Origin of the sequence: Nocardioides mangrovi, from assembly GCF_020073815.1 — a bacterium.
In the GTDB taxonomy this organism is placed as follows: domain Bacteria; phylum Actinomycetota; class Actinomycetes; order Propionibacteriales; family Nocardioidaceae; genus Nocardioides; species Nocardioides mangrovi.
In genome coordinates this window covers 106,953-129,393 of record NZ_JAIQZJ010000007.1, presented here as the reverse complement: position 1 = coordinate 129,393, position 22,441 = coordinate 106,953, and the positions used below count along the sequence as shown (strand labels likewise).

General features: G+C 74.6%; 22 protein-coding genes. 10 read left to right on the top strand and 12 right to left on the bottom strand.

Annotation, left to right across the window (positions count from 1 at the left end; genetic code table 11):
* Positions 1 to 1,467 carry a DUF7059 domain-containing protein gene (locus tag K8U61_RS13140; RefSeq protein WP_224123485.1) on the bottom strand — a complete coding sequence of 489 codons (1,467 nt, stop codon included), beginning with the start codon at positions 1,465 to 1,467 and terminating at the stop codon, positions 1 to 3.
* Between the two features lie 93 nt (positions 1,468 to 1,560).
* On the opposite strand from K8U61_RS13140, the gene K8U61_RS13135 reads away from it, so the two are divergent.
* Positions 1,561 to 3,165 (top strand): Ig-like domain repeat protein, encoded by a 1,605-nt coding sequence (locus K8U61_RS13135; RefSeq protein ID WP_224123484.1) that lies wholly within the window; start codon positions 1,561 to 1,563, stop codon positions 3,163 to 3,165.
* A 74-nt stretch (positions 3,166 to 3,239) separates the two neighbouring features.
* Here K8U61_RS13135 and K8U61_RS13130 read toward each other — a convergent pair whose 3' ends face one another.
* Both K8U61_RS13130 and K8U61_RS13125 read right to left on the bottom strand, forming a co-directional pair.
* Entirely contained in the window at positions 3,240 to 5,603 is a 2,364-nt protein-coding gene (locus K8U61_RS13130) for a sodium-translocating pyrophosphatase (protein ID WP_224123483.1), read from the bottom strand.
* Positions 5,604 to 5,869: 266 nt separating this feature from the next.
* On the bottom strand, positions 5,870 to 6,208 hold the full coding sequence (locus K8U61_RS13125; protein WP_224123482.1) for an STAS domain-containing protein: 339 nt from the start codon (positions 6,206 to 6,208) through the stop codon (positions 5,870 to 5,872).
* A 247-nt stretch (positions 6,209 to 6,455) separates the two neighbouring features.
* On the opposite strand from K8U61_RS13125, the gene sftH reads away from it, so the two are divergent.
* Together sftH and K8U61_RS13115 are read left to right on the top strand one after the other, a co-directional pair.
* Positions 6,456 to 8,876: a DEAD/DEAH box helicase gene (gene sftH, locus K8U61_RS13120; protein WP_224123481.1), complete on the top strand. Its 2,421-nt coding sequence runs from the start codon at positions 6,456 to 6,458 to the stop codon at positions 8,874 to 8,876.
* Between the two features lie 53 nt (positions 8,877 to 8,929).
* Positions 8,930 to 9,229, top strand: coding sequence for a hypothetical protein (locus K8U61_RS13115; RefSeq protein ID WP_224123480.1), 300 nt, complete (start codon positions 8,930 to 8,932; stop codon positions 9,227 to 9,229).
* Between the two features lie 41 nt (positions 9,230 to 9,270).
* On the opposite strand, the gene K8U61_RS13110 is transcribed toward K8U61_RS13115, so the two are convergent.
* The 7 genes from K8U61_RS13110 to ssd form a co-directional block, all read right to left on the bottom strand.
* Positions 9,271 to 9,627, bottom strand: coding sequence for an Rv3654c family TadE-like protein (locus K8U61_RS13110; RefSeq protein ID WP_224123479.1), 357 nt, complete (start codon positions 9,625 to 9,627; stop codon positions 9,271 to 9,273).
* Entirely contained in the window at positions 9,624 to 9,992 is a 369-nt protein-coding gene (locus tag K8U61_RS13105; RefSeq protein ID WP_224123478.1) for a TadE family type IV pilus minor pilin, read from the bottom strand. Before K8U61_RS13105 ends, K8U61_RS13110 begins: the two co-directional genes overlap by 4 nt.
* 67 nt (positions 9,993 to 10,059) lie before the next feature.
* Positions 10,060 to 10,287 (bottom strand): DUF4244 domain-containing protein, encoded by a 228-nt coding sequence (locus K8U61_RS13100; protein ID WP_224123477.1) that lies wholly within the window; start codon positions 10,285 to 10,287, stop codon positions 10,060 to 10,062.
* A gap of 243 nt (positions 10,288 to 10,530) precedes the next feature.
* Positions 10,531 to 11,259: a type II secretion system F family protein gene (locus K8U61_RS13095; protein WP_224123476.1), complete on the bottom strand. Its 729-nt coding sequence runs from the start codon at positions 11,257 to 11,259 to the stop codon at positions 10,531 to 10,533.
* On the bottom strand, positions 11,256 to 12,032 hold the full coding sequence (locus K8U61_RS13090) for a type II secretion system F family protein (RefSeq protein WP_224123475.1): 777 nt from the start codon (positions 12,030 to 12,032) through the stop codon (positions 11,256 to 11,258). The genes K8U61_RS13095 and K8U61_RS13090 overlap by 4 nt, the downstream gene beginning before the upstream one ends.
* Positions 12,029 to 13,195 (bottom strand): TadA family conjugal transfer-associated ATPase, encoded by a 1,167-nt coding sequence (locus tag K8U61_RS13085; RefSeq protein ID WP_224123474.1) that lies wholly within the window; start codon positions 13,193 to 13,195, stop codon positions 12,029 to 12,031. Before K8U61_RS13085 ends, K8U61_RS13090 begins: the two co-directional genes overlap by 4 nt.
* Complete coding sequence (gene ssd, locus K8U61_RS13080) at positions 13,192 to 14,271, bottom strand: septum site-determining protein Ssd (protein WP_224123473.1); 1,080 nt, start codon at positions 14,269 to 14,271, stop codon at positions 13,192 to 13,194. The genes K8U61_RS13085 and ssd overlap by 4 nt, the downstream gene beginning before the upstream one ends.
* A 131-nt stretch (positions 14,272 to 14,402) precedes the next feature.
* On the opposite strand from ssd, the gene K8U61_RS13075 reads away from it, so the two are divergent.
* Complete coding sequence (locus K8U61_RS13075) at positions 14,403 to 15,200, top strand: HAD family hydrolase (protein WP_224123472.1); 798 nt, start codon at positions 14,403 to 14,405, stop codon at positions 15,198 to 15,200.
* A gap of 276 nt (positions 15,201 to 15,476) precedes the next feature.
* Here the strand turns inward: K8U61_RS13075 and K8U61_RS13070 are convergent, their stop codons facing one another.
* Entirely contained in the window at positions 15,477 to 16,202 is a 726-nt protein-coding gene (locus tag K8U61_RS13070) for a Fic family protein (RefSeq protein WP_224123471.1), read from the bottom strand.
* A 35-nt stretch (positions 16,203 to 16,237) separates the two neighbouring features.
* Between K8U61_RS13070 and K8U61_RS13065 the strand changes: the two genes are divergently transcribed.
* The 6 genes from K8U61_RS13065 to K8U61_RS13040 are packed head-to-tail and all read left to right on the top strand — an operon-like array spanning position 16,238 to position 21,477.
* Positions 16,238 to 17,062: a class I SAM-dependent methyltransferase gene (locus K8U61_RS13065; RefSeq protein ID WP_224123470.1), complete on the top strand. Its 825-nt coding sequence runs from the start codon at positions 16,238 to 16,240 to the stop codon at positions 17,060 to 17,062.
* A gap of 3 nt (positions 17,063 to 17,065) precedes the next feature.
* Complete coding sequence (locus tag K8U61_RS13060; RefSeq protein WP_224123469.1) at positions 17,066 to 18,181, top strand: sensor histidine kinase; 1,116 nt, start codon at positions 17,066 to 17,068, stop codon at positions 18,179 to 18,181.
* Entirely contained in the window at positions 18,178 to 18,930 is a 753-nt protein-coding gene (locus tag K8U61_RS13055) for a LytR/AlgR family response regulator transcription factor (RefSeq protein ID WP_224123468.1), read from the top strand. Before K8U61_RS13060 ends, K8U61_RS13055 begins: the two co-directional genes overlap by 4 nt.
* Positions 18,927 to 19,292: a hypothetical protein gene (locus K8U61_RS13050; RefSeq protein ID WP_224123467.1), complete on the top strand. Its 366-nt coding sequence runs from the start codon at positions 18,927 to 18,929 to the stop codon at positions 19,290 to 19,292. Before K8U61_RS13055 ends, K8U61_RS13050 begins: the two co-directional genes overlap by 4 nt.
* Positions 19,289 to 20,809, top strand: a complete 1,521-nt coding sequence (locus tag K8U61_RS13045; protein ID WP_224123466.1) for a sodium/solute symporter — start codon at positions 19,289 to 19,291, stop codon at positions 20,807 to 20,809. Before K8U61_RS13050 ends, K8U61_RS13045 begins: the two co-directional genes overlap by 4 nt.
* A gap of 20 nt (positions 20,810 to 20,829) precedes the next feature.
* The gene (locus K8U61_RS13040) at positions 20,830 to 21,477 is read left to right on the top strand and encodes a histidine phosphatase family protein (RefSeq protein WP_224123465.1); all 648 of its coding nucleotides are present in this window, start codon (positions 20,830 to 20,832) and stop codon (positions 21,475 to 21,477) included.
* 34 nt (positions 21,478 to 21,511) lie between these two features.
* On the opposite strand, the gene K8U61_RS13035 is transcribed toward K8U61_RS13040, so the two are convergent.
* Positions 21,512 to 22,393, bottom strand: a complete 882-nt coding sequence (locus tag K8U61_RS13035; protein WP_224123464.1) for an alpha/beta hydrolase — start codon at positions 22,391 to 22,393, stop codon at positions 21,512 to 21,514.
* Positions 22,394 to 22,441: the final 48 nt, after the last annotated feature.

Below are 22,441 nucleotides of genomic sequence, written 5' to 3'. Positions count from 1 at the left end.
TCAGGCGGTCAGGAAGCCCTCGCGGACCAGCTCGCGCGCGGTCGGCAGGTAGGCCTCGCGGGTCTCCGCCGGGTCGAGGTCGAGCAGCTGCGACACGGCGTCGAGGATCTGGCCGACAGTCAGGTCGCCGTCGCAGGCCCCGACCAGGGCCGCCTCGACGGTGTCGGCCTGCCGCGCGCGGCGCAGCCCGCGCTGCTGACGCAGCACCACGGTCTCCGGGTGCGCGGCGCCGGGCGCGCCCTGCGTCTCCTGCCGCACGTCGGAGCGGACGACCAGCCGGGAGTCGAGGCCGACCGTGGCGTCGGCGCCGACCGCCCACTCGCGGATCGCGGGCGCGATCGGCTGCTCCACGTCGTAGGGCCACTCGAGCAGGTCGCGGACCGGATCGGCCGAGCCGGAGCGGCGCAGGTTGATCCAGCCGAAGCCGACGGCCTCGATGCCCTGCTCCTCGAACCACGACAGCCAGGTGTCGTAGCGGACGAGGTAGTCGGGCGCGCCGTGCAGCCCGGCGTCCTTGAGCCAGAGCTCGACGTACGCCGCGGGGTCGACCAGCTCGCGCTGGACCACGAAGAGGTCGCAGTCGGACGCCGCCCACGACGCCAGCCGCTCCTGCCAGGCGCCGCCGGTCGGGACCACCCAGTTGGCGAGGACCTGGCACCAACCGCCCTCGGTGAGGTGGTCGGGCGCCGCGCGGACGATGTCCTCGACGACGCGGTCGCCGGGCAGGCCGGAGTCGCGGTAGACGAGGCGCTCGCCGGTCGCCGGGGAGATCACGAACGGCGGGTTGGTGGCGATCAGGTCGAAGCGCTCCCCCGCGACCGGCTCGAAGAACGAGCCCTGCCGGACGTCGACCGGGGTCTCGATCCGGTTGAGGTCCATGTTGAGCCGCGCGATCCGCAGCGCCCGCGGGTTGACGTCGGTGGCGACCACCTCGCCGCTGTGCTGCGCCAGGTGCAGGGCCTGGACGCCGCAGCCGGTGCCGAGGTCGAGCGAGCGACCGACCGGCTCACGCAGGGTCATCTGGGCCAGCGACGTCGAGGCGGAGCTGATGCCGAGGACGTGGTCGGGGCCGACCCGGCTGGGACCGCCGTCGAGGCCGGGGGTCAGGTCGCTGACCACCCAGAGGTTGTCGCCGTCCGCGGCGTACGGCCGGACGTCCAGGCGCGCCGCGACCTCGCCGACGGTCTGCTCGAGGACGCCCTCCGCTGCCAGCCGCGCGACGAGCCCGGGCAGCGCCCGCTCGGCCGCGTCCAGCTCGACCGGAGTCTGGAGGAGGAAGAGCCGGATCAGGGTCTCGAGCGGCCAGCCGCCCGACGTACGTCGCAGCGCGGGCGTGGTCTCGTTGCGGGCCAGGGCCTGGTGGGCCTCCGGGCCGAGGATCTCCGCGACCCCGTCGTAGGTGAACCCCGCCATCACGAGCGCCGCGCGCAGCCGGTGAGGGAGCGAGGCGATCGTGCTCGAGCTCATCCCAGGAGCCTAGGGGTGGGGCGTCCGCCGACACGATCGCGGCAGGTCTAGTCCATCGGATTGGTGACGGAATGTGACGGGAATCACCGGGCCATGCATCGCATCGTGCGCGCCGCAGGCGCCGTCGCCGTCCCGCTGCTCGTCGTCGCCGGCCTCACGGTCGGCACCTCCGCACCGGCCCAGGCGCAGTCGCACCATCGCATCGGCCTCGGCGAGACCCTCGCCGCGCTGTCCGCGCCGGTCATCGACGGCACCGGCGTCGCCGGGTCCGCGATCTCCGTCGCCGCCGTGCCGACGTGGAACCTGCCGGGTGTCAGCACCACGACGGGCTGGCTCCGCGACGGAACCGCGGTCGGCGGCGGCACCGACACCACCTACCCGACCACCACCGCCGACGCCGGCCACGCCATCCAGGCCGTCGTCACCGGCACCGTGCTCGGCCTGCTCCCGGTCTCGGTCTTCAGCAACGCCATCTCGGTGATCCCCGACGGGTCCACCGACCCAGGCGATCCCGGCGACCCCGGCGACCCCGGCAGCCCGGGCGACCCCGAGCCCGGCGACACCGTGCTCGCCCTGCTCTCCGGCCTCGGCCTCCCGGCCACCGCAGAGGTCGGGCAGCTGATCAGCCTGACCGACCCGGTCTGGAGCCTCCCGGGCGTGAGCACGACCTACCAGTGGCTGCGCGACGGGACCGCCATCCCCGGTGCGGACGGACAGACCTACGTCCCCTCGCTCGACGACGCGGGCCACGCCCTCTCCGCCCAGGTCACCGGCGCGCTCGCCGGCCTGCCGCTGGTCACCGTCCTCACCGACACGCTCGACATCCCGCTGGCCACCCAGCCCGCCCTCACCCCCACCGCCGACGTCACGGTCGGCGGCACGAAGAAGATCGGCACCACGCTGACCACGAGCGGACCGACCTGGGACGGCGCCGGAGCGACGAACAAGTACCAGTGGCTGCGCGACGACGCCCCGATCAGCGGCGCGACGGCGGCGACCTACCCACTCGTGCCGGCCGACTACGGTCACGCGATCACGGTCAAGGTCACCGGCCACTCCGACGGCTACACCGACAACACGATCACCAGCGACCCGGTCGACCCGCTGATCGGCGACGCGATCACCTTCGTCGCCAAGCCGCGTGTCACCGGCACCCCGAAGGTCGGCCGGCTCCTGACCGCGGACCCCGGACAGTGGACCGGTGGCAGCGAGGGCGCCGTGCAGATCGACTACGCCTACCAGTGGCTGCGGGCGGGCACGGCGATCACCGGGGCGGTCGCCCAGACCTACCAGGTGACGAAGCGTGACATCGGGAAGCCGCTCTCGGTGACGATCACCGCCACCCGCCCGGCGTACAAGGCCGGCAGGTTCACCACCGCCATGCTCACCGTCGCGAAGCTCTCTTCGAAGGTCTCCTCGAAGCTCGCCCGTGCCTCGGTCGCGCAGGGCAGGGCGGCCCTGCTCACGGTGCTGGTGAAGGCGGGGTCGGGCGTCAAGCCGTCCGGCAAGGTCACCGTCTACGACGGCAGGAGGAAGCTGCGCACGGTGTCGGTCCAGCAGGCCGCGAAGGGTGTCTCGCTCACGGGCCTCAAGGCCGGCAAGCACCGGCTGACCGCGGCGTACGCCGGGTCCGGCAAGGTCGCCGCCGCGAGGTCCAAGGCCGTCACGCTCACGGTGACCAAGGCGAAGCGGAAGTAGCCGCAGACCCCGAACGCGACACGACCCGCCCGGTCTCCCGGGCGGGTCGTGTCGTCTGGTGCGGCTGCTGCCGGCTACTGCTGGGTCGGCGCGAACGGCTGCGTCGGCGCCGGGTCCTGCGCCGGCGGGGGCGGCGGGGGCGGCGGCGCGGAGCTGGTCGGCTCGTCGTCGCCGATCACCGTCGAGCGGCGCTTCGACACGTAGACCGCGACGGCGATGCCAGCGAACGCGACGAGCGCGATCACGATCCGCAGCGGGGTGTTGGCGTCCTCACCCACCGACAGCTTGACGATCGCCGAGACGATCAGCAGCGAGACCAGGTTCATCACCTTGAGCAGCGGGTTGATCGCCGGTCCGGCGGTGTCCTTGAACGGGTCGCCGACCGTGTCGCCGATGACCGTCGCGGCGTGGGCCTCCGAGCCCTTGCCGCCGTGGTTGCCGTCCTCGACGAGCTTCTTGGCGTTGTCCCAGGCGCCGCCCGAGTTGGCCAGGAAGACCGCCATCAGCGTGCCGGTCGCGATGGCGCCCGCCAGGAAGCCGGCCAGGGGGCCGATGCCGAGACCGAACCCGACCGCGATCGGGGCGAGCACCGCGAGCAGGCCGGGCGTGGCCAGCTCGCGCAGCGAGTCGCGGGTGACGATGTCGACCACGCGGCCGTACTCCGGACGGCCCGTGCCCTCCATGATCCCGGGGATCTCGCGGAACTGGCGGCGAACCTCGTAGACCACCGCGCCGGCGGCCCGGCCGACGGCGTTGATGGCCAGCCCGGAGAAGAGGAACACCACGGCGGCGCCGAGCAGCGCACCGACCAGGATGTTCGGGTTGGAGATGTCGAACGAGAACGCCAGCTGCGTGAGCTTGCTGGGCTCCTCGGTGACCCGGACCTCCTTGAGGGCGTCGGTGTAGCCGTTGACGTAGGAGCCGAAGAGCGCGCTGGCCGCCAGCACGGCGGTCGCGATGGCGATGCCCTTGGTGATGGCCTTGGTGGTGTTGCCGACCGCGTCCAGCTCGGTGAGGATCTGCGCGCCCTCGCCGTCGACGTCGCCGGACATCTCCGCGATGCCCTGGGCGTTGTCGGAGACGGGACCGAAGGTGTCCATGGCGACGATGACGCCGACCGTGGTCAGCAGGCCGCAGCCGGCGAGCGCGACCGCGAACAGCGCGATGCCGACGGTGCCGCCGCCGATGAGGAAGGCGCCGAAGACCGCGGCACCGATGACCAGCGTCGTGTAGACGGCGGACTCGAAGCCGACGGAGAGGCCGGACAGGATGACGGTCGCGGCGCCCGTGAGCGACGTACGGCCGACGTCCTTAACCGGGCGGTAGTCGGTGCCGGTGAAGTAGCCGGTGAGGCTGAGGATGACCGCGGCGAGCACGATGCCGATGACCACGGCGAGCGCGGCGATGAGCGCCGGGTTGCCGTCGGAGTCGATGGTCGCGTTGGCGAGGTCGGAGAAGTCGGTCGGCAGGTAGACGAACGCCAGGATCACGCTCGCGACGGCGCCGATCGCGGCCGAGATGTAGAAGGCCCGGTTGATGGTGACCAGGCCGTTCTCGCCGGCGCGCGGCTTGCACAGGTAGACGCCCGCGACGGCGGTGAGAGCACCGATCGCCGGGACGAGCAGCGGGAAGACGAGGCCCTTGTCGCCGAACGCCTGGGAGCCCAGGATCAGCGCCGCCACCAGGGTCACGGCGTAGGACTCGAAGAGGTCGGCGGCCATGCCGGCGCAGTCGCCGACGTTGTCGCCGACGTTGTCGGCGATCGTCGCGGCGTTGCGCGGGTCGTCCTCGGGGATGTTGTTCTCGACCTTGCCGACCAGGTCGGCGCCGACGTCGGCGGCCTTGGTGAAGATGCCGCCGCCGACCCGCATGAACATCGCGAGCAGCGCGGCACCGAAGCCGAAGCCCTCGAGCACGTGCGGGGCGTGCTCCTGGAAGATGATCACCACGATGCTCGCGCCCAGCAGGCCCAGGCCGACGGTCAGCATGCCGACCGTGGCCCCGGTGCGGAAGCCGATGTTCATGGCCGGGTCGCGCCCCTCCGACTGCGCGGCGGCGGCCACCCGGAGGTTGGCCCGGACCGCCAGCGACATGCCGAAGTAGCCGACCGAGGCGGAGAAGCCGGCTCCGACGAGGAAGAAGACCGACCGGAAGATCCGGACGGTGGCGTCGTCGGCGGGCAGGGCGAGCAGCAGGAAGAACGCGACGGCGGCGAAGATCGCCAGCGTGCGGAACTGCCGCTGCAGGTAGGCGTTGGCGCCCTCCTGCACCGCCTGGGCGATGTTCTTCATGTTGTCGGTGCCCTCACCGGCGGCAAGAACCTCCTGGCGGAACATCGCCGCCATCGCGAGCGCGCCCAGCGCGATCAGTGCGACGACGATGACCAGGACGAGGTTGCCCCCGGAGACTTCCACGACAGCGGGACTGATCCCCGTCATGCGATTCCTCCTGGGTGCTCGTGGTGCTCAGGTTGGATGATCGAGGTCGTCCGGGAGCGCGGCTCACCGTCACCTGGACGTGACGCAGATCTCACGGACGGGCCGGAGTCTACGCATGAGGGTGCCCGGCAGAGCACGACCATGTGATCCACGCCACACGGCGCGTCGTACCGGCGCCGGCGCGCGGATCCCGGAGCAGGGAATGCGAACGGCCCGCCGTCGTGGACGGCGGGCCGGTGCGGAGCGGAGGCGGTGGGCGGGAGCGGTCAGCTCCCGGCGAGCGCGGCGTCGGCGTTGTCGTGGATGACGAACACCTTCGCGAGCCCGGTGATCTTGAAGATCTTGAGCAGTCGGTCCTGGTTGCAGACCAGCTCGAGCGAGCCGTCGTGCGCCCGGACCTTCTTCAGGCCGCCGACGAGGACGCCGAGGCCGGTGGAGTCGAGGAACTCGACCTGCTCCATGTCGATCACGATGTCGTAGACGCCGGCGGCGACCAGCTCGGTGATCTTGTCGCGGAGCTTCGGTGCCGTGTAGACGTCGATCTCGCCGCCGACCGCAACGATGGTCTTGCCACCGGCGTCGCGCGTCGTCAGAGTCAGATCCACGTGATTCTCCCGTACGGTTCGATCAGTCCGCCGGGATCGCGGGCGACGAGCGCCCGTCCTCCGGCCAGGTCAATGAAACCACGCTCTCGTGGTCCTGCGCACAAAGTAGGCCACACACCCTGGGATGAGGGCTGCTGTGGACGTCAGGACCGTGGCGCTTCGCAGCGTACGCCGACCGGCCGGAGTGCGGCCCGGCGGGGCGGCCGGGTGTCGGTCGGGTGTCGGTGTCGTCGGGGAGAATGGCGGGGTGACGACGGCCTCCCACCTCCCTGCGGGCAGCCGCCCGGCGGCGGTGGCGGACCTGGTCGACCGGCTCGCCTCGGTCCCGGGTCGCGAGGACCGCCTGCGCCACCTCGAGGTGCTGCCGCAGCGGGCGGCCCGGCACGCCGACTGGCCGGCGTGGGCCGACCCGGAGCTGGTCGACGCGCTGCACGCGCGGGGGGTGGCACAGCCGTGGTGGCACCAGGTGGCGGCAGCGGAGGCGGCGTACTCCGGGCAGCACGTCGTGCTCGCGACCGGAACCGCGTCGGGGAAGAGCCTCGGCTACCAGCTGCCGGCGCTCTCGGAGGTCCGCGCCGCCCGTGGGCCGCGCGGCCAGCGCGGCGCGACCGTCCTCTACCTCGCGCCGACCAAGGCGCTCGCCCACGACCAGCTCGCCGGGCTGTCCGCGCTCGGGCTCGACGTCCGCGCGACCACGCACGACGGCGACAGCAGCCGCGAGCAGCGCGACTGGGCGCGCGACCACGGCGAGTACCTCCTCACCAACCCGGACATGCTCCACCGGTCGCTGCTGCCCGGCCACGCCCGATGGTCGTCGTTCCTCGGCTCCCTGCGCTACGTCGTGGTCGACGAGTGCCACCACTACCGGGGCGTCTTCGGCGCCCACGTCTCGCACGTGCTGCGCCGGCTGCGCCGGGTCTGCGCGTCCTACGGCGCCACGCCCACCTTCGTGCTCGCCTCCGCCACGGTGGCCGAACCGGAGACCGCGGCCCACCGGCTGACGGGCGTCGACGTCCTCGCGATCACCGACGACGCCTCGCCTCGCGGTCAGGTGGCGCTCGGCCTGTGGGAGCCGCCCTTCAGCGGCGCCACCGGCGAGCACGGCGCGCCCGTGCGGCGGGCGGCGTCGTCCGAGACGGCCGACCTGCTCGCCGACCTGGTCGCCGAGGACGTCCGGACCCTCGCCTTCATCCGCTCGCGGCGCGGCGCCGAGCAGGTCGCGATGACGGCCGCGGAGCTGCTGGCCGAGGTGGACCCGTCCCTGCCGGCGCGGGTCGCGCCCTACCGCGGCGGCTACCTCCCCGAGGAGCGCCGCGCGATCGAGGAGTCGTTGCGCCGGGGCGACCTGATCGGGCTGGCGGCGACCAACGCGCTCGAGCTGGGCATCGACATCAGCGGGCTCGACGCCGTGCTGATCGCCGGCTTCCCCGGCACCCGCGCGGCGCTGTGGCAGCAGGTCGGCCGCGCCGGGCGCGGCGCGCAGGACGCCCTCGGCATCCTCGTCGCCCGCGACGACCCGCTCGACACCTACCTCGTCAGCCACCCCGAGGCGCTGCTCGGCCGGCCTGTCGAGGCGACCGTCTTCGATCCCGGCAACCCCTACGTCCTCGGCCCGCACCTCTGCGCCGCTGCCCAGGAGGTGCCGCTCACCGAGGCCGACCTGCCGCTCTTCGGCCCGACCGCGCGCGAGGTCGTCGACGCGCTGACCGAGGGCGGCCTGCTCCGGCGCCGACCGCGCGGGTGGTTCTGGACCGACCGGCGCCGCGCCTGCGACCTGACCGACATCCGCTCCGCCGGCGGCTCGCCCGTGCAGCTGGTCGAGCGCGGCACCGGCCGGGTCGTCGGCACCGTCGACGCATCGAGCGCCCACTCCACCGCCCATGCCGGCGCGGTCTACGTCCACCGCGGCGAGACCTGGCTCGTCCACTCGCTCGACCTGGAGCAGCACGTCGCGGAGATCGAGCGCGACGACCCGGCCTACTCCACGACCGCGCGGGAGACCACCGAGATCACCATCGTCGGCGAGCGCGACCACCGCGCCTGGGGCCCGTGCCGGCTGTCCTTCGGCGAGGTCGAGGTGACCCACCAGGTGGTGAGCTTCCTGCGGCGCCGCCAGCCCGGCGGCGAGGTGCTCGGCGAGGAGCCCCTGGACCTGCCGCCGCGCACCCTGCGCACCGCCGCCGTGTGGTGGACGGTCCCCGACGCCGTGCTGGAGGAGGCCGGCCTCGCGCCCGCCGACCTGCCGGGCGCCGCGCACGCCGCGGAGCACTGCTCGATCGGGCTGCTGCCGCTCTTCGCGACCTGCGACCGCTGGGACATCGGCGGCGTCTCGACGGCCGTCCACCCCGACACCGGGCAGCTCACCGTCTTCGTCTACGACGGCCATCCGGGCGGCGCGGGCTTCTCCGAGCGCGGTTTCCACGCCGCCCGTGCCTGGCTGGGCGCGACCCGCGACGCGATCCTCTCCTGCGCCTGCGAGGACGGCTGCCCGTCCTGCATCCAGTCGCCCAAGTGCGGCAACCAGAACAACCCGCTCGACAAGCCGGGCGCCGCCGCGCTGCTCGCGCTGCTGCTGGCGGGTGCACCCTCCGACGACATATCAGGGCAGGTCTCTCACGTCTGGCCGTCGCGAGCGTCGTCCACGGCGTGCGATGGCAAGGCGCCATGAACGGCGCGCAGCAGGCCACCGACGTGGTGGGAGACATGCTCTAGGTTCGGGGCATGGTCCTGGGTCTGATCCTGATCGCGCTCGGCGCGCTCGCCATCATCGCCGCCGTCGGCACGGTCGACGGCTCCACCGAGCTGCTCGGTGTCGGCATCGGCGACCTCACGCTCTTCCTGATCGGGGTCGGCAGCGGCGTGGCCCTCCTGCTCGGCTTCAGCCTGACCAAGTGGGGCACCAAGCGGTCGTTGCGGCACCGGCGCGAGTCCAAGCGGCTCGGCGAGCTCTCGGAGAAGCTCGACCGTCAGGAGGCCGAGCGCCGCGAGGAGGACGGGAACGGCGCCGAGCGCTCCTTCTGACGCCCCCGCTGACGCCGCCCCCACCCCGCAGGCCGGTCCGCTCAGCCGGGGCCGGCCCGGGCCTGACCGCTGAGGTCGCCGTGCTGGCCGAGCCAGCGCGGACCGTCGACCCGGACCTCGACCAGCACGTCGCGCCCGTCGACCCGGCAGGACGCGAGGGTCCCGTCGTTGGCGCTCGCGATCGCCGTCGCCGCCGAGCACGGGTCACGGCCGCGGGCCAGCGCCTGGGCACCGGCCAACGCGGCCAGGTCGGCGGCGGACTGGGCCTGCCGGTGGGCGTGCACCATCGCGGCCACCACCCCGAGCGCGGCGCCGAGGACCATCAGCAGCGCGAGGCAGGCGACGGCGAAGAGGGTCGCCGAGCCGCGTTGGTCGCCGCGTCCCGGCCGCCGGCTCATGGCGCGGTCTCCTCGGCGGCCGCGACCGACCGGGCGGTGACGGTGACCGACGGGAGGAACCCGAAGAGGCCACCCGGACCGCCGACGCTGCCGGTCACCTCCGCGACCACCTCGTCGCCCCGGTCGGTGACCACGACCCGGCTGCCCGCCGGCGCGACCTGCTGACCCCGGGCGACCGCCGCCCCCTCGTCGTCCCCGCGGGCGACCGCCCGGGCCGTCTCCCGCGCGGCGTCGACGGCGCGCACCTGCGCGGCCCCGACGGCGAGCAGCCAGACCAGCCCGATGGTGACGGCGATGAGCAGCGGCAGGGTCAGCGCGAGCTCGGCGGTCGCCGCACCCCGCTGGTCGCGCCGGCGGCGCCTCATCCGGGGTCCCCGCGGAAGCGCGGACGGGAGGAGTGAAGCGGGGGAAGTCCGCGGTGTCGTGGGGTGATCATCCGATGCCCAGGAGGCTCAGGACGTGGTCGAACAGCGTCTTGAGCAGCTGGTCGCCGAACCCGCCGGTGAGCAGCTTGTAGAGCAGGCCGGCCAGGCCGGCGCCGGCTGCCGTGCCGACGGCGTACTCGGCGGTGGTGATGCCCCGCTCGTCCGCGGCGGCCGGGCGGCGCAGGTGGGCCCGGTGGCCGTGGAGGTAGCGGCGGAAGGTGGGGCGGACGCGCATGAGGAGCTCCTTCGTCTTCCGGCCGCCCGATGCGGCCGACGGGTCGACCTTCCGCGATCGCGCCGGCCGTCGCAGCCGGCGTCGCGCCGACTGTGGAGAGCTCGGTCCGGGGCTCGCCTGTGGATGGTGGGTGGGCTCGCGGCCGCGGCCGCAGGTAACGCGGAGTTGTGGGGTCTGGTGAGGCGGCAGAACGACCCCGCAGAGCCCACAACTCCGCGTTACATGCCTCGGCGGCCTCGGCGATCAGAGGTCCAGGGTGGCGAGCAGCGCGACGACGAGCGGGACGATGCCGACGAGCAGGAAGGCGGGGAGCAGGCAGAGGCCGAGCGGGACGGCCGCCTTGACGCCGACCGAGCGGGCTCGCTCCTCGGTCTCGGCGCGGGCGGAGCGGGAGAGGTCGTCGGCGAGGCGCTCGACGGACGCGACGACGGGAGCGCCGCTCGCCTGGGCGCGGGCGAGCGCGCGGCCGAGCCGGCCGAGCTCGGGGTCGGTCTCGAGCGCGGACCAGACGGCCACCGGGTCGAGCCCGAGGGAGAGCCGGGCGGCGACGCCGGCGAGCCGGTCGGCGGCGGGACCGGGGAGTGCGGCGCAGACCACGGCGATGCCGTCGCCCGGTGAGGCGCCGCCGCGCAGCGTCGCGGCGAACAGCTCCACCAGGTGGGGCAGCTCGCGGCGCACCGACTCCCGACGGCGGCGGGTGGCGGGTGGCTCGCTGCGACCGACGAGCACCCAGGTGGTCGCGGCCGCGACGACCGCGGCCACCGGCGCGGCCGGGCCGCCGAGGAATGCGAAGGCGCCGCAGCCGGCCAGGACGCTCCACACCAGCCGGAACCGGTGGAGGAGTCCTCGCTCCTCCGGCGGCCCGCCGGCGGCGGCCGGGGCCTGCAGGTCGGGCAGCCGCGCCCGGACCGGGACGAGCAGCGCGACGGCGGCACCGGCCGCGAGGGCGGCGAGCCAGGCCTCGGCGGTCATGCGCGGGTCTCCGCGTCGCGCGCGATCGACTCGATCCACCAGAGCCCGGCGAAGCCGAGCGCCAGCCCGCCGGTGAGGCAGGCGAGGCCGGCTGTCGTGCCGAGCAGGAAGCCCCACGGATCGCCGCCGGCGCCGGACCCCATCGCCAGCGCGAGCACGGGCAGCCCGGCGACCAGCCGGGCCGTCGACCGGGCCGAGGCCAGCTCGCCGGCGACGACACGACGGGTCGCGGCGGCGGCGCGCAGGGAGTCGGTGAGCCGCTCCACCGTCACCGCTAGGCCCTGGCCGGTGCGGTGCGCGACCTGCCAGGCCGCGGCCACCACGGCGAGGTCGCGGGCACCCTCCACCTCCCCGGCGACCAGACGCAGCGAGGCGGGCACGTCGCCGCCGACCCGGAACGCCGCCGCCACCGGCGCCAGTGGCGACCAGATCCCGGCGGCTCGGTCGAGGGCGGCTCCCGGAGGCTGCCCCGCCGCGAGCTCACCGGCGAGGACCTCGCAGGTCTCCAGCACCCGGTCGGCCACCTCGACGGCTCGTCGCCGACGACGGTGCTGGCGCCACAGGGCGACCCCGGCCCACGTCGCGCCGGCCGCGATCGCCAGGAGCGCGCCGACGCGCGGCACGAGCAGGCAGGGCCCCGCCGCGAGGAGCGCGATCAGCGCCCGCGGCGGCCGAGCCGGACGTGGCCGGGCCGGGAGCGCGGGAGGCGGTCGGACCAGGAGTGCGGCGGCGAGCGCCGCGGCCACGCAGGCCAGGGGCGCGAGGCCGGTCATCGGCACAGCCGGGCGCTCAGGCCCTCGGCCGCGGGACCCGGCGCGGCCGTGCCGTCGGGGCCGACGGCGAGGGCGCTCGACATCACCACCAGCCCGTCCGCGCCCCGGGTCGGGACCGCGACCTCCCGCAGCCGACGGGTGCCGTCCGGGCCCCGACCGACGTGGAGCACCACGTCGACCGCGGCCGCGAGCTGGCTGTGGGCGGCGTCGCGCCCGAGACCCGCGGCCAGGGCCAGGGCCTCGACCCGGGCGGGGACGTCGCGGGCGGAGTTGGCGTGGAGGGTGCCGCACCCACCCTCGTGGCCGGTGTTGAGCGCCGCGAGGAGGTCGACCACCTCGGCACCGCGCACCTCCCCCACGACCAGCCGGTCGGGGCGCATCCGCAGCGCCTGCCGCACGAGGGTGCGGACCGGGATCTCGCCCCGTCCCTCGATGTTGGGCGGGCGCCCCTCGAGCGCGACGACGTGGGGATGGTCGGGCCGCAGCTCGCTGGCGTCCTCGACGAGGACGAGCCGCTCTGCCGGGTCGACGCGGGCGAGCAGGGCGGCGAGCAGCGTGGTCTTGCCGGTGCCGGTGCCGCCGCTGACGAGGAACGCCAGCCGGGCGGCGACGATCTGTTCGAGGACGGCCGCCACGTCCTCGCCGAGCATCCCGAGGGACACCAGCTCGCCGATGCTGAAGGACTCGCGCCGCGGCACCCGCAGCGAGACGACGGTGCCGGGCCGGGCGAGCGGCGCCAGGACGGCGTGGAAGCGGGTGCCGTCCGGCAGCCGCAGGTCGGCGTACGGCGTCGCGTCGTCCAGCCGCCGGCCGCCGAGCGCGGCGAGCCGCTGGGCGAGGCGCCGCACCGACTCCTCGTCGGGGAACCGCACCGGCGTGAGCTCGAGCCCGGACCCGCGGTCGAGGTAGACCCGCTCGCATCCGTTGACGAGCACGTCGGTCACGTGGGGCAGCCGCAGCAGCGGCTCGAGCGGACCGGCGCCCACGACGTCGCGGCGGAGCGTCTCGTAGACCGCGAGGACCGTCGCGTCGCCCACCGGGCGCCCGCTCTCGCGCAGCGCCTCGGCGACCCGGTGCGGGGTGAGGTCGCCCGGGTCGCGCGCGAGCCGGTCACGCACCAGCTCGAGGTCGGAGGAGGCGACCGCGCCCGGGCCGGCGGTCATGCGGCGAGCTCGCGGCCGTGCACGAGCGCCATCCGGTCGAGCACCTGGCCGGCGGCGCGGCCGAGGGCGCTGCGGCGGGAGCGGACCGGACCGAGCCCGAGGTCGATGGCCTCCGCGAGCCCGCGCTGCTCGGGCATCTCGACGATGACCGGGATGCCCGTCGCCCGTTGGATCGCCGCTGCGTCGATCCCGGATCCCCGCAGCACCAGCCGGACGGCCGCCGGGTCGGGACGGCGTGCGCAGGTGCGGACCGCGGCGGCCACCCCGGCCACCGTCGGCACCACGACGACCAGCAGCTGGTCGCACCGGTCGGCGAGCTCGGCGGCCACCGGGTCGGCACTGCGCGGCAGGTCGACCACCACGAAGTCGTGGCCACGACGCGCGGCCGAGAGCACCTCGCGGACCGCGAACGCCTGGAGCGAGCCCGGCGCCCCAACCCGCCAGGTGAGGGCGCCGAGGTCGGCACGACGGGGCAGGGCCTCGCGCAGCGCCCGGGCGCCGAGGCGACCCGTGGTCTGGCAGAGCCCGTCCCACCGGACGCCGTCGCGGTCCTCGAGGCCGAGCACCCGGTCGACGCCCGGACCGAGCGGGTCCGCGTCGACGACCAGCGCCCGGCCCCGCTGCGAGGCGAGCTGCCCGAGGGCGCAGGCGAAGGTCGTGGCGCCGGCCCCACCACTGCCGCCGAGCACCCCGACCACGACGCCCGCGGCCCGATCCGCCTCGCCGAGGTCCGTGAGCATCTCGGTCAACCAGGCCTCCGAGCGCGGGAGCTGGGCGACGCTCTCGGCGCCCACGGCGAGCGCGGTCCGGAAGAGCTCGTCCGGGACCGCGAGCAGGGCGACCACGTGGACGCGAGGGCGTCGGACCGGTCCGATCCGGGCGAGCTCGTCGGCGACGTCGGCCCCGACCAGCACCACCGGCGCCGACGACCAGGCGCGCAGCGCGGCGCCGCTGTCGGCGGCCACCTCGGGGGTGATGCCGGCCGCGGCGGCGAGCCGGAGCAGCTCGTCGAGCAGCGCCGGGTCGCGCGTCACGACGAGGGGAGGTGGGGGCGAGGGTGCGGTGGCGGAGGTCATGTCGGGATCCTCACCCGGAGCGGCGACGAGAGGGGCCGGAGGCGAGAGCCCTTGTGGAGACAGGGGTTTCGCGCGTACCTGTGGATGGAAAGTGGGCCGGACCGGTCCGTCGTACGCCCTACGATGGCGGCATGGCGTCCCGCCCGACCGCTGCCTTCTTCGACCTCGACAAGACGATCATCGCCACGTCGAGCACGCTGGCCTTCAGCAAGCCGTTCCAGGCCGGCGGCCTGATCTCGCGGCGGGCGGTGCTGCGGTCGGCGTACGCCCAGTTCGTCTACCTCGTCGGCGGCGCGGACCACGACCAGATGGAGAAGATGCGGCAGTTCATGTCGCAGCTGTGCACCGGCTGGGACGTCGCGACCGTCCGCGAGATCGTCGCCGACACCCTGCACAACGTCGTCGACCCGCTCGTGTACGACGAGGCCGTGTCGCTCATCGACGAGCACCACCTGGCCGGCCGCGACGTCGTGATCGTCTCGGCGTCGGGCACGGAGGTGGTCGAGCCGATCGCCGCGATGCTCGGTGCGGACCACGTGATCGCGACCCGCATGGAGATCGTCGACGGGCGCTACAGCGGCACCATCGAGTACTACGCGTACGCCGAGGAGAAGGCGCGCGCGATCCGCGAGCTGGCCGAGGAGCGCGGCTACGACCTGGCCGAGTGCTTCGGCTACAGCGACTCGGTCACCGACGTGCCGATGCTGGAGGCGGTCGGCCATCCGTACGCCGTCAACCCCGACCGGGACTTGCGCAGGGCGGCGGGCGAGCACGGCTGGCCGGTGCTCGTCTTCACCAAGCCGGTGGCCCTCCAGTCGCGGGTCTCGCTGCCCCCCAAGCAGACCCTCGCGGCCCTCGCCGTGGGTGGGGTCGTGGCGGTCGGCGGAGTCCTGTGGGTCAATGCGCGCAAGCGTCGTCTCGGGACATGACCCACCCACTCTCGGCCCGACAAGTCAAGGGACGTAGGGGGTTGAAGGCCTCCGGAGACCGGCGTACAAACGAGGGCAAGAACTCCACATCCTGCACGTGAGCCGGGTACCCACGCGGCGACCTACCCTTCCTACAGGGCGCTGGCCGAGCCGGGACACTCCCGGGGCCGCAATTGGAATTTGCACGCTTGGTAGCCCAGGGCTCATGTGTCAGCGGCGGCACCCGGCCCAACCACTCGTTTTCCCGGGTGCCGTTCGCATCTTCAGGGAGAGCGCCTACTCCGCAGCCCGCCGCAGCGGGCTCGCCTCGGCGCCGGCGGCGTACGCCTCCGCGGCGTAGAGCAGCCAGGAGTGGACACCCGCGTCGCCGCCGTCGCGGTAGCCGCGCAGGTTGGACTCGTACGCCGCGCGCAGGGCGAGGTGGCCGGCCTCGGGGACGACCAGGGACTTCTCGTCGACGCCGCGCGCGACCAGGACCAGCCGCTCGGCGGCGCGGGCGACGATGCCGTTGTGCGAGGCGAAGGGCGCACCGGTGGCGAGCTCGGCGTGCACGACGGCGGCGACCAGCAGCGCCGGGGCGGTCGTCGGGGCCGACAGCGCGTCGGCCAGGATCCGCAGCCGGGCGGCGGCGTCGGCGTCGCGCGGGCGGCCGCGGACCTCGGCGGGCAGCCCCGCGGCAGCGAGCGCGTGGATCCGCGCGAACGCCTGCAGCGGCGCCCGCGACAGCACCGGCGCCAGCCCCAGGAGCTCGGTCGAGACCCGGACCGCGTCGCCGGCGATCTCGTCCCCGACGCCCTCGCGCACCTCGGCCAGCGACGACGCCGAGCCCTCCAGCACCGCCGACGCGTGCGCGCCGCGGAGCAGGCTCTCGCCCGTCGTCTCGGGAGAGGTACGGCGCAGGCCGCGGTCGCGCAGCATCACGTCGATGCCGTCCCGGGCGGCGGCGTACGCGGACGGCACGCCCTCGAGGGACACCAGCCGCGACAGGGGATCAGCGCTCACGTCCGCAACCGTATCCAGCAGGTACCGTGACCCCGATGACCGACCAGCCCGACCACGCCCGCTCCTTCGGCTCCGTCGCCGATGCCTACGACCGCGGACGCCCGGGCTACCCCGCCGAGGCGGTGGCCTGGCTCGTGGGCGAGCAACCGCTCACGGTCCTCGAGATCGGCGCCGGCACCGGCAAGCTGACCGACGCCCTGGTCGCGGCCGGCCACGACGTGCACGCGACCGACCCCGACGACGAGATGCTGGCCCGCCTGCGGCTCCGGCTGCCCGACGTCCGCACCTCGACGGCCGCCGCCGAGGAGCTGCCCGTCCCGGACGCGTCGTACGACGTGGTGATCGGCGCGCAGTGCTTCCACTGGTTCGACCACGAGCGCGCGCTGCCCGAGATCGCCCGGGTCCTCAAGCCCGGCGGCCACCTGGCCCTGGTCTGGAACCAGCGCGACGAGCGGATCCCGTGGGTCAAGAAGCTCGGCCGGATCATCGGCAGCCAGGAGCGCGGCACCGACCCGACCGACGAGGTCGACGCCTCCGGGTGCTTCGGGCCGGTCGAGCACGAGCTGCACAAGCACTGGCAGGTCATCGACCGCGACTCCATCCAGGACCTCGTGCTCTCCCGCTCCAACGTCGCCGTCCTCGACGAGGAGGGCCGCCGCGCCAAGCTCGCCGAGGTGCTCGCCTTCTACGACGACTACGGCCGGGGGATGGACGGCATGCAGCTCCCGTACGTCGTCTCCTGCTTCCGCGCCCCGGTCGCCGACCGGATCGTCCGGACACCCGTGGCCGAGGACGGTCCGCCGGCCGCGGAGCCGACGCCAGCGGTCGACGACGACGTCCTCCTCATCGACTTCCGGTAGCCGATGTCGCGTCCGTGGCGTCGGCGCCACCTCGGCACCGAGGCCGACCGCGCGACGTTCCGGACGCTCCACACCGCCTCCCTCGCCGCACCGGCGCTGCGCTCGGGGCTGTCCACCGACAGCGCGGAGCGCAGCATCCGGCACCTCCACGACCTGCTCGGCAGCCCGGCCCTCGCGCTGACGGACACCGCGACCACGCTGGCCTGGCACGGATCCGGACAGCACCACACCGGCCAGTCGCCGGCGCTCGCCCGGGAGACCGTCGAGCGCGGCAGCACCCGCGTCTTCGACCGAGCCGACCTGCCCTGCGACGCCGCGGGCTGCGAGGTGCGGGCCGCCATCGCCAGCCCGCTGGTCGTCGACGAGCGGGTGGTCGGGACGCTCCAGGTCTTCGCGCCGCAGCCGACCGCCGGCCTGGTCCGCGCCGCCGGCGAGGTCGCGCAGTGGGTGAGCGCCCAGCTCGAGCTGGCCGAGCTCGACGCCAGCCGGACCCGGCTGATGGAGGCGGAGGTCCGGGCCCTGCGCGCGCAGATCAGCCCGCACTTCATCTACAACTCCCTCGGCGCGATCGCGAGCTTCGTGCGCACCGACCCCGACCGGGCCCGCGAGCTGCTGCTGGAGTTCGCCGACTTCACCCGCTACTCCTTCCGCCGGCACGGCGAGTACACGACGCTCGCCGAGGAGCTCCGCTCCGTCGAGCGCTACCTCCTCCTCGAGCAGGCCCGCTTCGGCGACCGGCTCCGCGTGACGCTGCGGATCGCACCGGAGGTGCTGCCCGTGGCAGTGCCCTTCCTGTGCATCCAGCCGCTGGTGGAGAACGCCGTACGCCACGGACTCGAGGCCGCCGAGGCCGGCGGTCACATCACCATCGTGGCCCGCGACCAGGACCAGGAGTGCGTGATCGAGGTCGAGGACGACGGCGCCGGTGAGGACCCCGACGTCGTACGCCGGGCGCTCGCCGGCGACGCCACCTCCGACTCGGTCGGGCTGGGCAACGTCGACGCACGGCTGCGCACGACCTTCGGCGACGACTACGGTCTCGTCGTGGAGACCGCCCCGGGCGCCGGCACCAAGGTCGTCGTGCGGGTGCCGAAGTTCGCCCCGGGGGTGCACGCATGAGGGTGTTGGTGGTCGACGACGAGCAGCCGGCGCTCGACGAGCTGGCCTACCTGCTGGCCGCCGAGGAGCGGATCGGCGAGGTGGTCACCAGCACGTCGGCGACCGAGGCGCTGCGGATCCTGCACGAGGGCAGCGTCGACGCACTCTTCCTCGACATCCAGATGCCCGGGCTGACGGGCCTCGAGCTCGCGCAGGTGCTGACCCGCTTCCGCACTCCCCCTCCGGTCGTCTTCGTGACCGCCCACGAGCAGCACGCCGTCGAGGCCTTCGAGCTGCGCGCCGTCGACTACGTCCTCAAGCCGGTGCGCGCCGAACGTCTCGCCGAGGCCGTACGCCGCGTCGTCGCGACCGTCGAGGGAGACCCCGGCGCCGAGCCCGCCCGCGACGACACCCAGGTCGCCGTCGAGCGCGGCGGGGTGACCCGCTTCCTCCACCGGTCCGACATCACCCACGTCGAGGCGCAGGGCGACTACGCGCGGCTGCACACCGCGACCGGGTCGCACCTGCTGCGCAGCCCCCTGACGACGCTCGAGGACGAGTGGGCCGGCGCGGGCTTCGTGCGGATCCACCGGTCGCTGCTGGTCTCGCTCGCCCACGTGACCGAGGTGCGGATGGACGCGGGCCGCTGCACGGTCGTGGTCGGACCGGCCGGGCCGCAGGCCGTGGAGCTGGTGGTGAGCCGACGGCACACCCGCGAGCTGCGCGAGCTGTTGCTGGACAAGCGCACCGTGCCCCGGACCGGACCGTGAGCGACCCAGCTCCCCGCGTCCGGGTCACCGGCCCGCCGCGCCGCCGGCGTACTCCCGGAGGAGTCGCCGACATCGACGCCGGCACCCGCCTCGGCGACGTCTACATGCGCTCGCTGCTGCGTGAGCAGCTCCGGCTCGCGGTCGGCGTCCTGCTCGTCGTGGCGCTGACGATCGGCCTGCTGCCGCTGGCCTTCCACCTGGTGCCCGAGCTCTCCGACGTACGCCTGCTGGGCATCCCGCTCGGCTTCCTGCTGCTCGGCGTCGTCGTCTACCCCGTGCTCGTGGTCCTCGGCTGGGCCTACGTCCGACGCGCCGAGCGCAACGAGGCCGACTTCGCCGAGATCGTCTCGGAGGTCGAGTGAGCCCGGGGCTCGACGCGGCTCCCGGCATCGTCGCGATCACCCTGGTCACCCTCGCGACGCTGGCGATCGGCGTGTGGGGCCTGCGCTTCTCCCGGACGACGAGCGACTTCTTCGTCGCGTCCCGCACCGTGCACCCGCGGCTCAACGCGAGCGCGATCGGCGGCGAGTACCTCTCCGCCGCGTCCTTCCTCGGCGTCGCCGGGCTGGTGCTGGTCAACGGCGCGGACATGCTCTGGTACCCCGTCGGCTGGACCGCCGGCTACCTCGTCCTGCTCGTGCTGGTGGCCGCTCCGCTGCGCCGGTCGGGCGCCTACACGCTGCCCGACTTCGCCGAGGCCCGGCTGGGCTCGCGCGGCGTACGCGCGGTCTGCTCGGTGCTCGTCGTGGCCGTGGGCTGGCTCTACCTGCTGCCGCAGTTCCAGGGCGCCGGGCTCACCCTGCGCTCGGCCGTCGGGGCGCCCACCTGGGTCGGGCCGGTGATCGTCGGCGTCGTCGTCCTGGTCAACGTCACCACGGGCGGGATGCGCAGCATCACCTTCGTGCAGGCCTTCCAGTACTGGCTCAAGCTCACCGCGCTGCTCGTCCCGGCCGCGGTGCTGCTGGTGGTGTGGGCCGGTGACGACCGGCCGCGGCCGGTCGACCTCGGCGCCTGGTCGACGCCGCTCGCGCCGGGCGGGGGCGAGGGCCTCTACATCACCTACTCGCTGATCATCGCGACGTTCCTCGGCACCATGGGCCTGCCGCACGTCGTCGTCCGCTTCTACACCAATCCGGACGGCCGGGCGGCGCGCCGTACGACGCTCGTGGTGCTGGTCCTGCTCGGCGTCTTCTACCTGCTGCCGCCGGTGTACGGCGCGCTCGGCCGGGTCTACGCGCCCGAGCTGGCCGTGTCGGGGGCGTCCGACGCCCTCGTGCTGGAGCTGCCGCGGATCATGCTCGACGGGCCGCTCGGCGAGGTGCTGACCGGGATGGTGACGGCCGGTGCGTTCGCGGCCTTCCTGTCGACGTCGTCGGGGCTGTCGATCGCGGTCGCGGGCGTGCTCTCGCAGGACGTGACCGGCCGCACCCGGGTGCGCGGGCGGCGGCTGGGCGGGGTGGCGGCCTTCCGGGTCGCGGCGGTCGCGGCGGTGACGGTGCCGTGCGTGGTCGCGCTGCTCGTCCCCAACCTCGGCGTCGCCCGGGCGGTGGGGCTCGCCTTCGCGATGGCGGCCGCGACCTTCTGCCCCCTGCTGCTCCTCGGGATCTGGTGGCGCGGCCTCACGTCGTACGGCGCCATCGCGGGTCTGGCCGCCGGCGGACTCGGCTCGACGGTCGCGATCGGCTGGACGATCGCGGTCTCCTCGCCCGACGGCTGGCTCGACACCCTGATGGGGCAGCCCGCGGCCTGGACGGTGCCGCTCGCGCTGGCCACGATGGTCGCCGTCTCCAGGCTCACCCGCGACCGGGTCCCCTCCGACGCCGACCGGTTCCTGGTGCGGCTGCACACCCCGGAGACCTTGCAGCTCGACCGGGGTTGAGCCCTCCGTAGGCTGGCCGTGTGCGCCTGATCCTGATCCGCCACGGCGAGACGCCGTCCAACGTCGCGGGCGCGCTCGACACCGCCCGGCCCGGGGCGCCGCTGACGCCGCTCGGCCACCGCCAGGCCGAGGCACTCCCCGCGGTGCTCACCACGGTGCGGATCGCGGCCATCCACGCCTCGCCGCTGGTCCGCACCCAGCTGACCGCCGCGCCGCTGGCCACCGCCCGCGGCCTCGACGTGGCGATCAGCGAGGGGCTCGAGGAGATCGCGGCTGGCTCACTGGAGATGCACACCGCCGAGGAGTCGATCGAGGCGTACGCCGACACCGTGGCCGCCTGGATCGCGGGCGACCTCGCCGCGCGGATGCCGGGCGCCGAGGACGGCCACGAGTTCGTCGGCCGCTACGACGACGCCGTACGCGACCTCGCCGACGGACACCCCGCGGACGCCACGCTCGTCGCGGTCAGCCACGGCGCGGCGATCCGCACCTTCGCCTCCCGCCACGGCGGCCCGCGCGACCAGCGTCTGCGCAACACCGGCGCCGTCGTCCTCGACGGTCGACCGGGCGCGTGGGAGGTGACCGGCTGGTCCGGCGACCCGCTCGGCGGTCCTCATCTCGCCGACGACGCCGCCGTCGACCCGACCGGCGAGCCCGACCCCGACTGACCCGGGCTGACCCGGGCTGACCCGGGCTGACCCGTCACCCGAGGTCGGTCAGCCAGGACCCGATGTCGTCCAGCGCGGCGGCGGCCATCGGCGTCGGGTGCCCGACGAAGCCGTGCGGCACGCCCGGGTAGACGCGCAGGTCGACGTCGACCCCGGCCTCGGACAGCCGCGCGGCCATCGCCCGGTTGTCCGCCAGCAGCAGGTCGTGCTCCCCGACGACCATCAGCACCGGCGGCAGCCCGGACGGGTCGGCGAAGACCGGCGACAGGTCAGGGTGCGTGCGGTCCGGGGCGTCCCCGGCGTACGCCTCGAGGAACCACTCGTCGGCGATCAGCCGGCCGGCCGGCGTCCGGCCGCTGAGGTCGTAGGTGCCCGCCTGCAGCACGCCGCCGGCGATCGGGACGCCGCGGTCGCGCAGGCGGAGCAGGGTGGTCATCGCCAGCGTGGCGCCGGCCGAGAAGCCGACCATCGCGACGCGGGGGGTGCCGAAGCGGGCCTCGACGTGCTCGACCAGCCAGAGCGCCGCGGTCTCCGCGTCGTCCGGCGCGGCCGGCCACGGGTGCTCGGGCGCCAGCCGGTAGTCGACGCTGACGACCGCCCACCCGAAGAGCTGCGCGCGTCGCTGGTTGCGCACGTCGTCCGCGGCGGCCGTGCCCAGGTAGAACCCGCCGCCATGCAGGTCGAGCAGCACCCCGCGCGGAGCGCCGGACGGCACGTGGATCCGCACCGGGACCCGCCGGCCCTCCGCGTCGGCCGTCGCCTCGACCGCGGGCGGCACGGACGGCTCGGGCGCGGGTACGGCGGCGCGCACCGCCTCCAGCTCCTCGGGGCCGGCCGGGCCGCGGCCGGGCACGCGGGCGGCGTAGAACGCCCGGGTCTCGTCGTCGAGGATCGGCAGCCGCGGGTCGGTGGTCATCGGTCTCACGCTAGAGGCCGGACCCGGCTGGCCGACGAAACTCGCGCC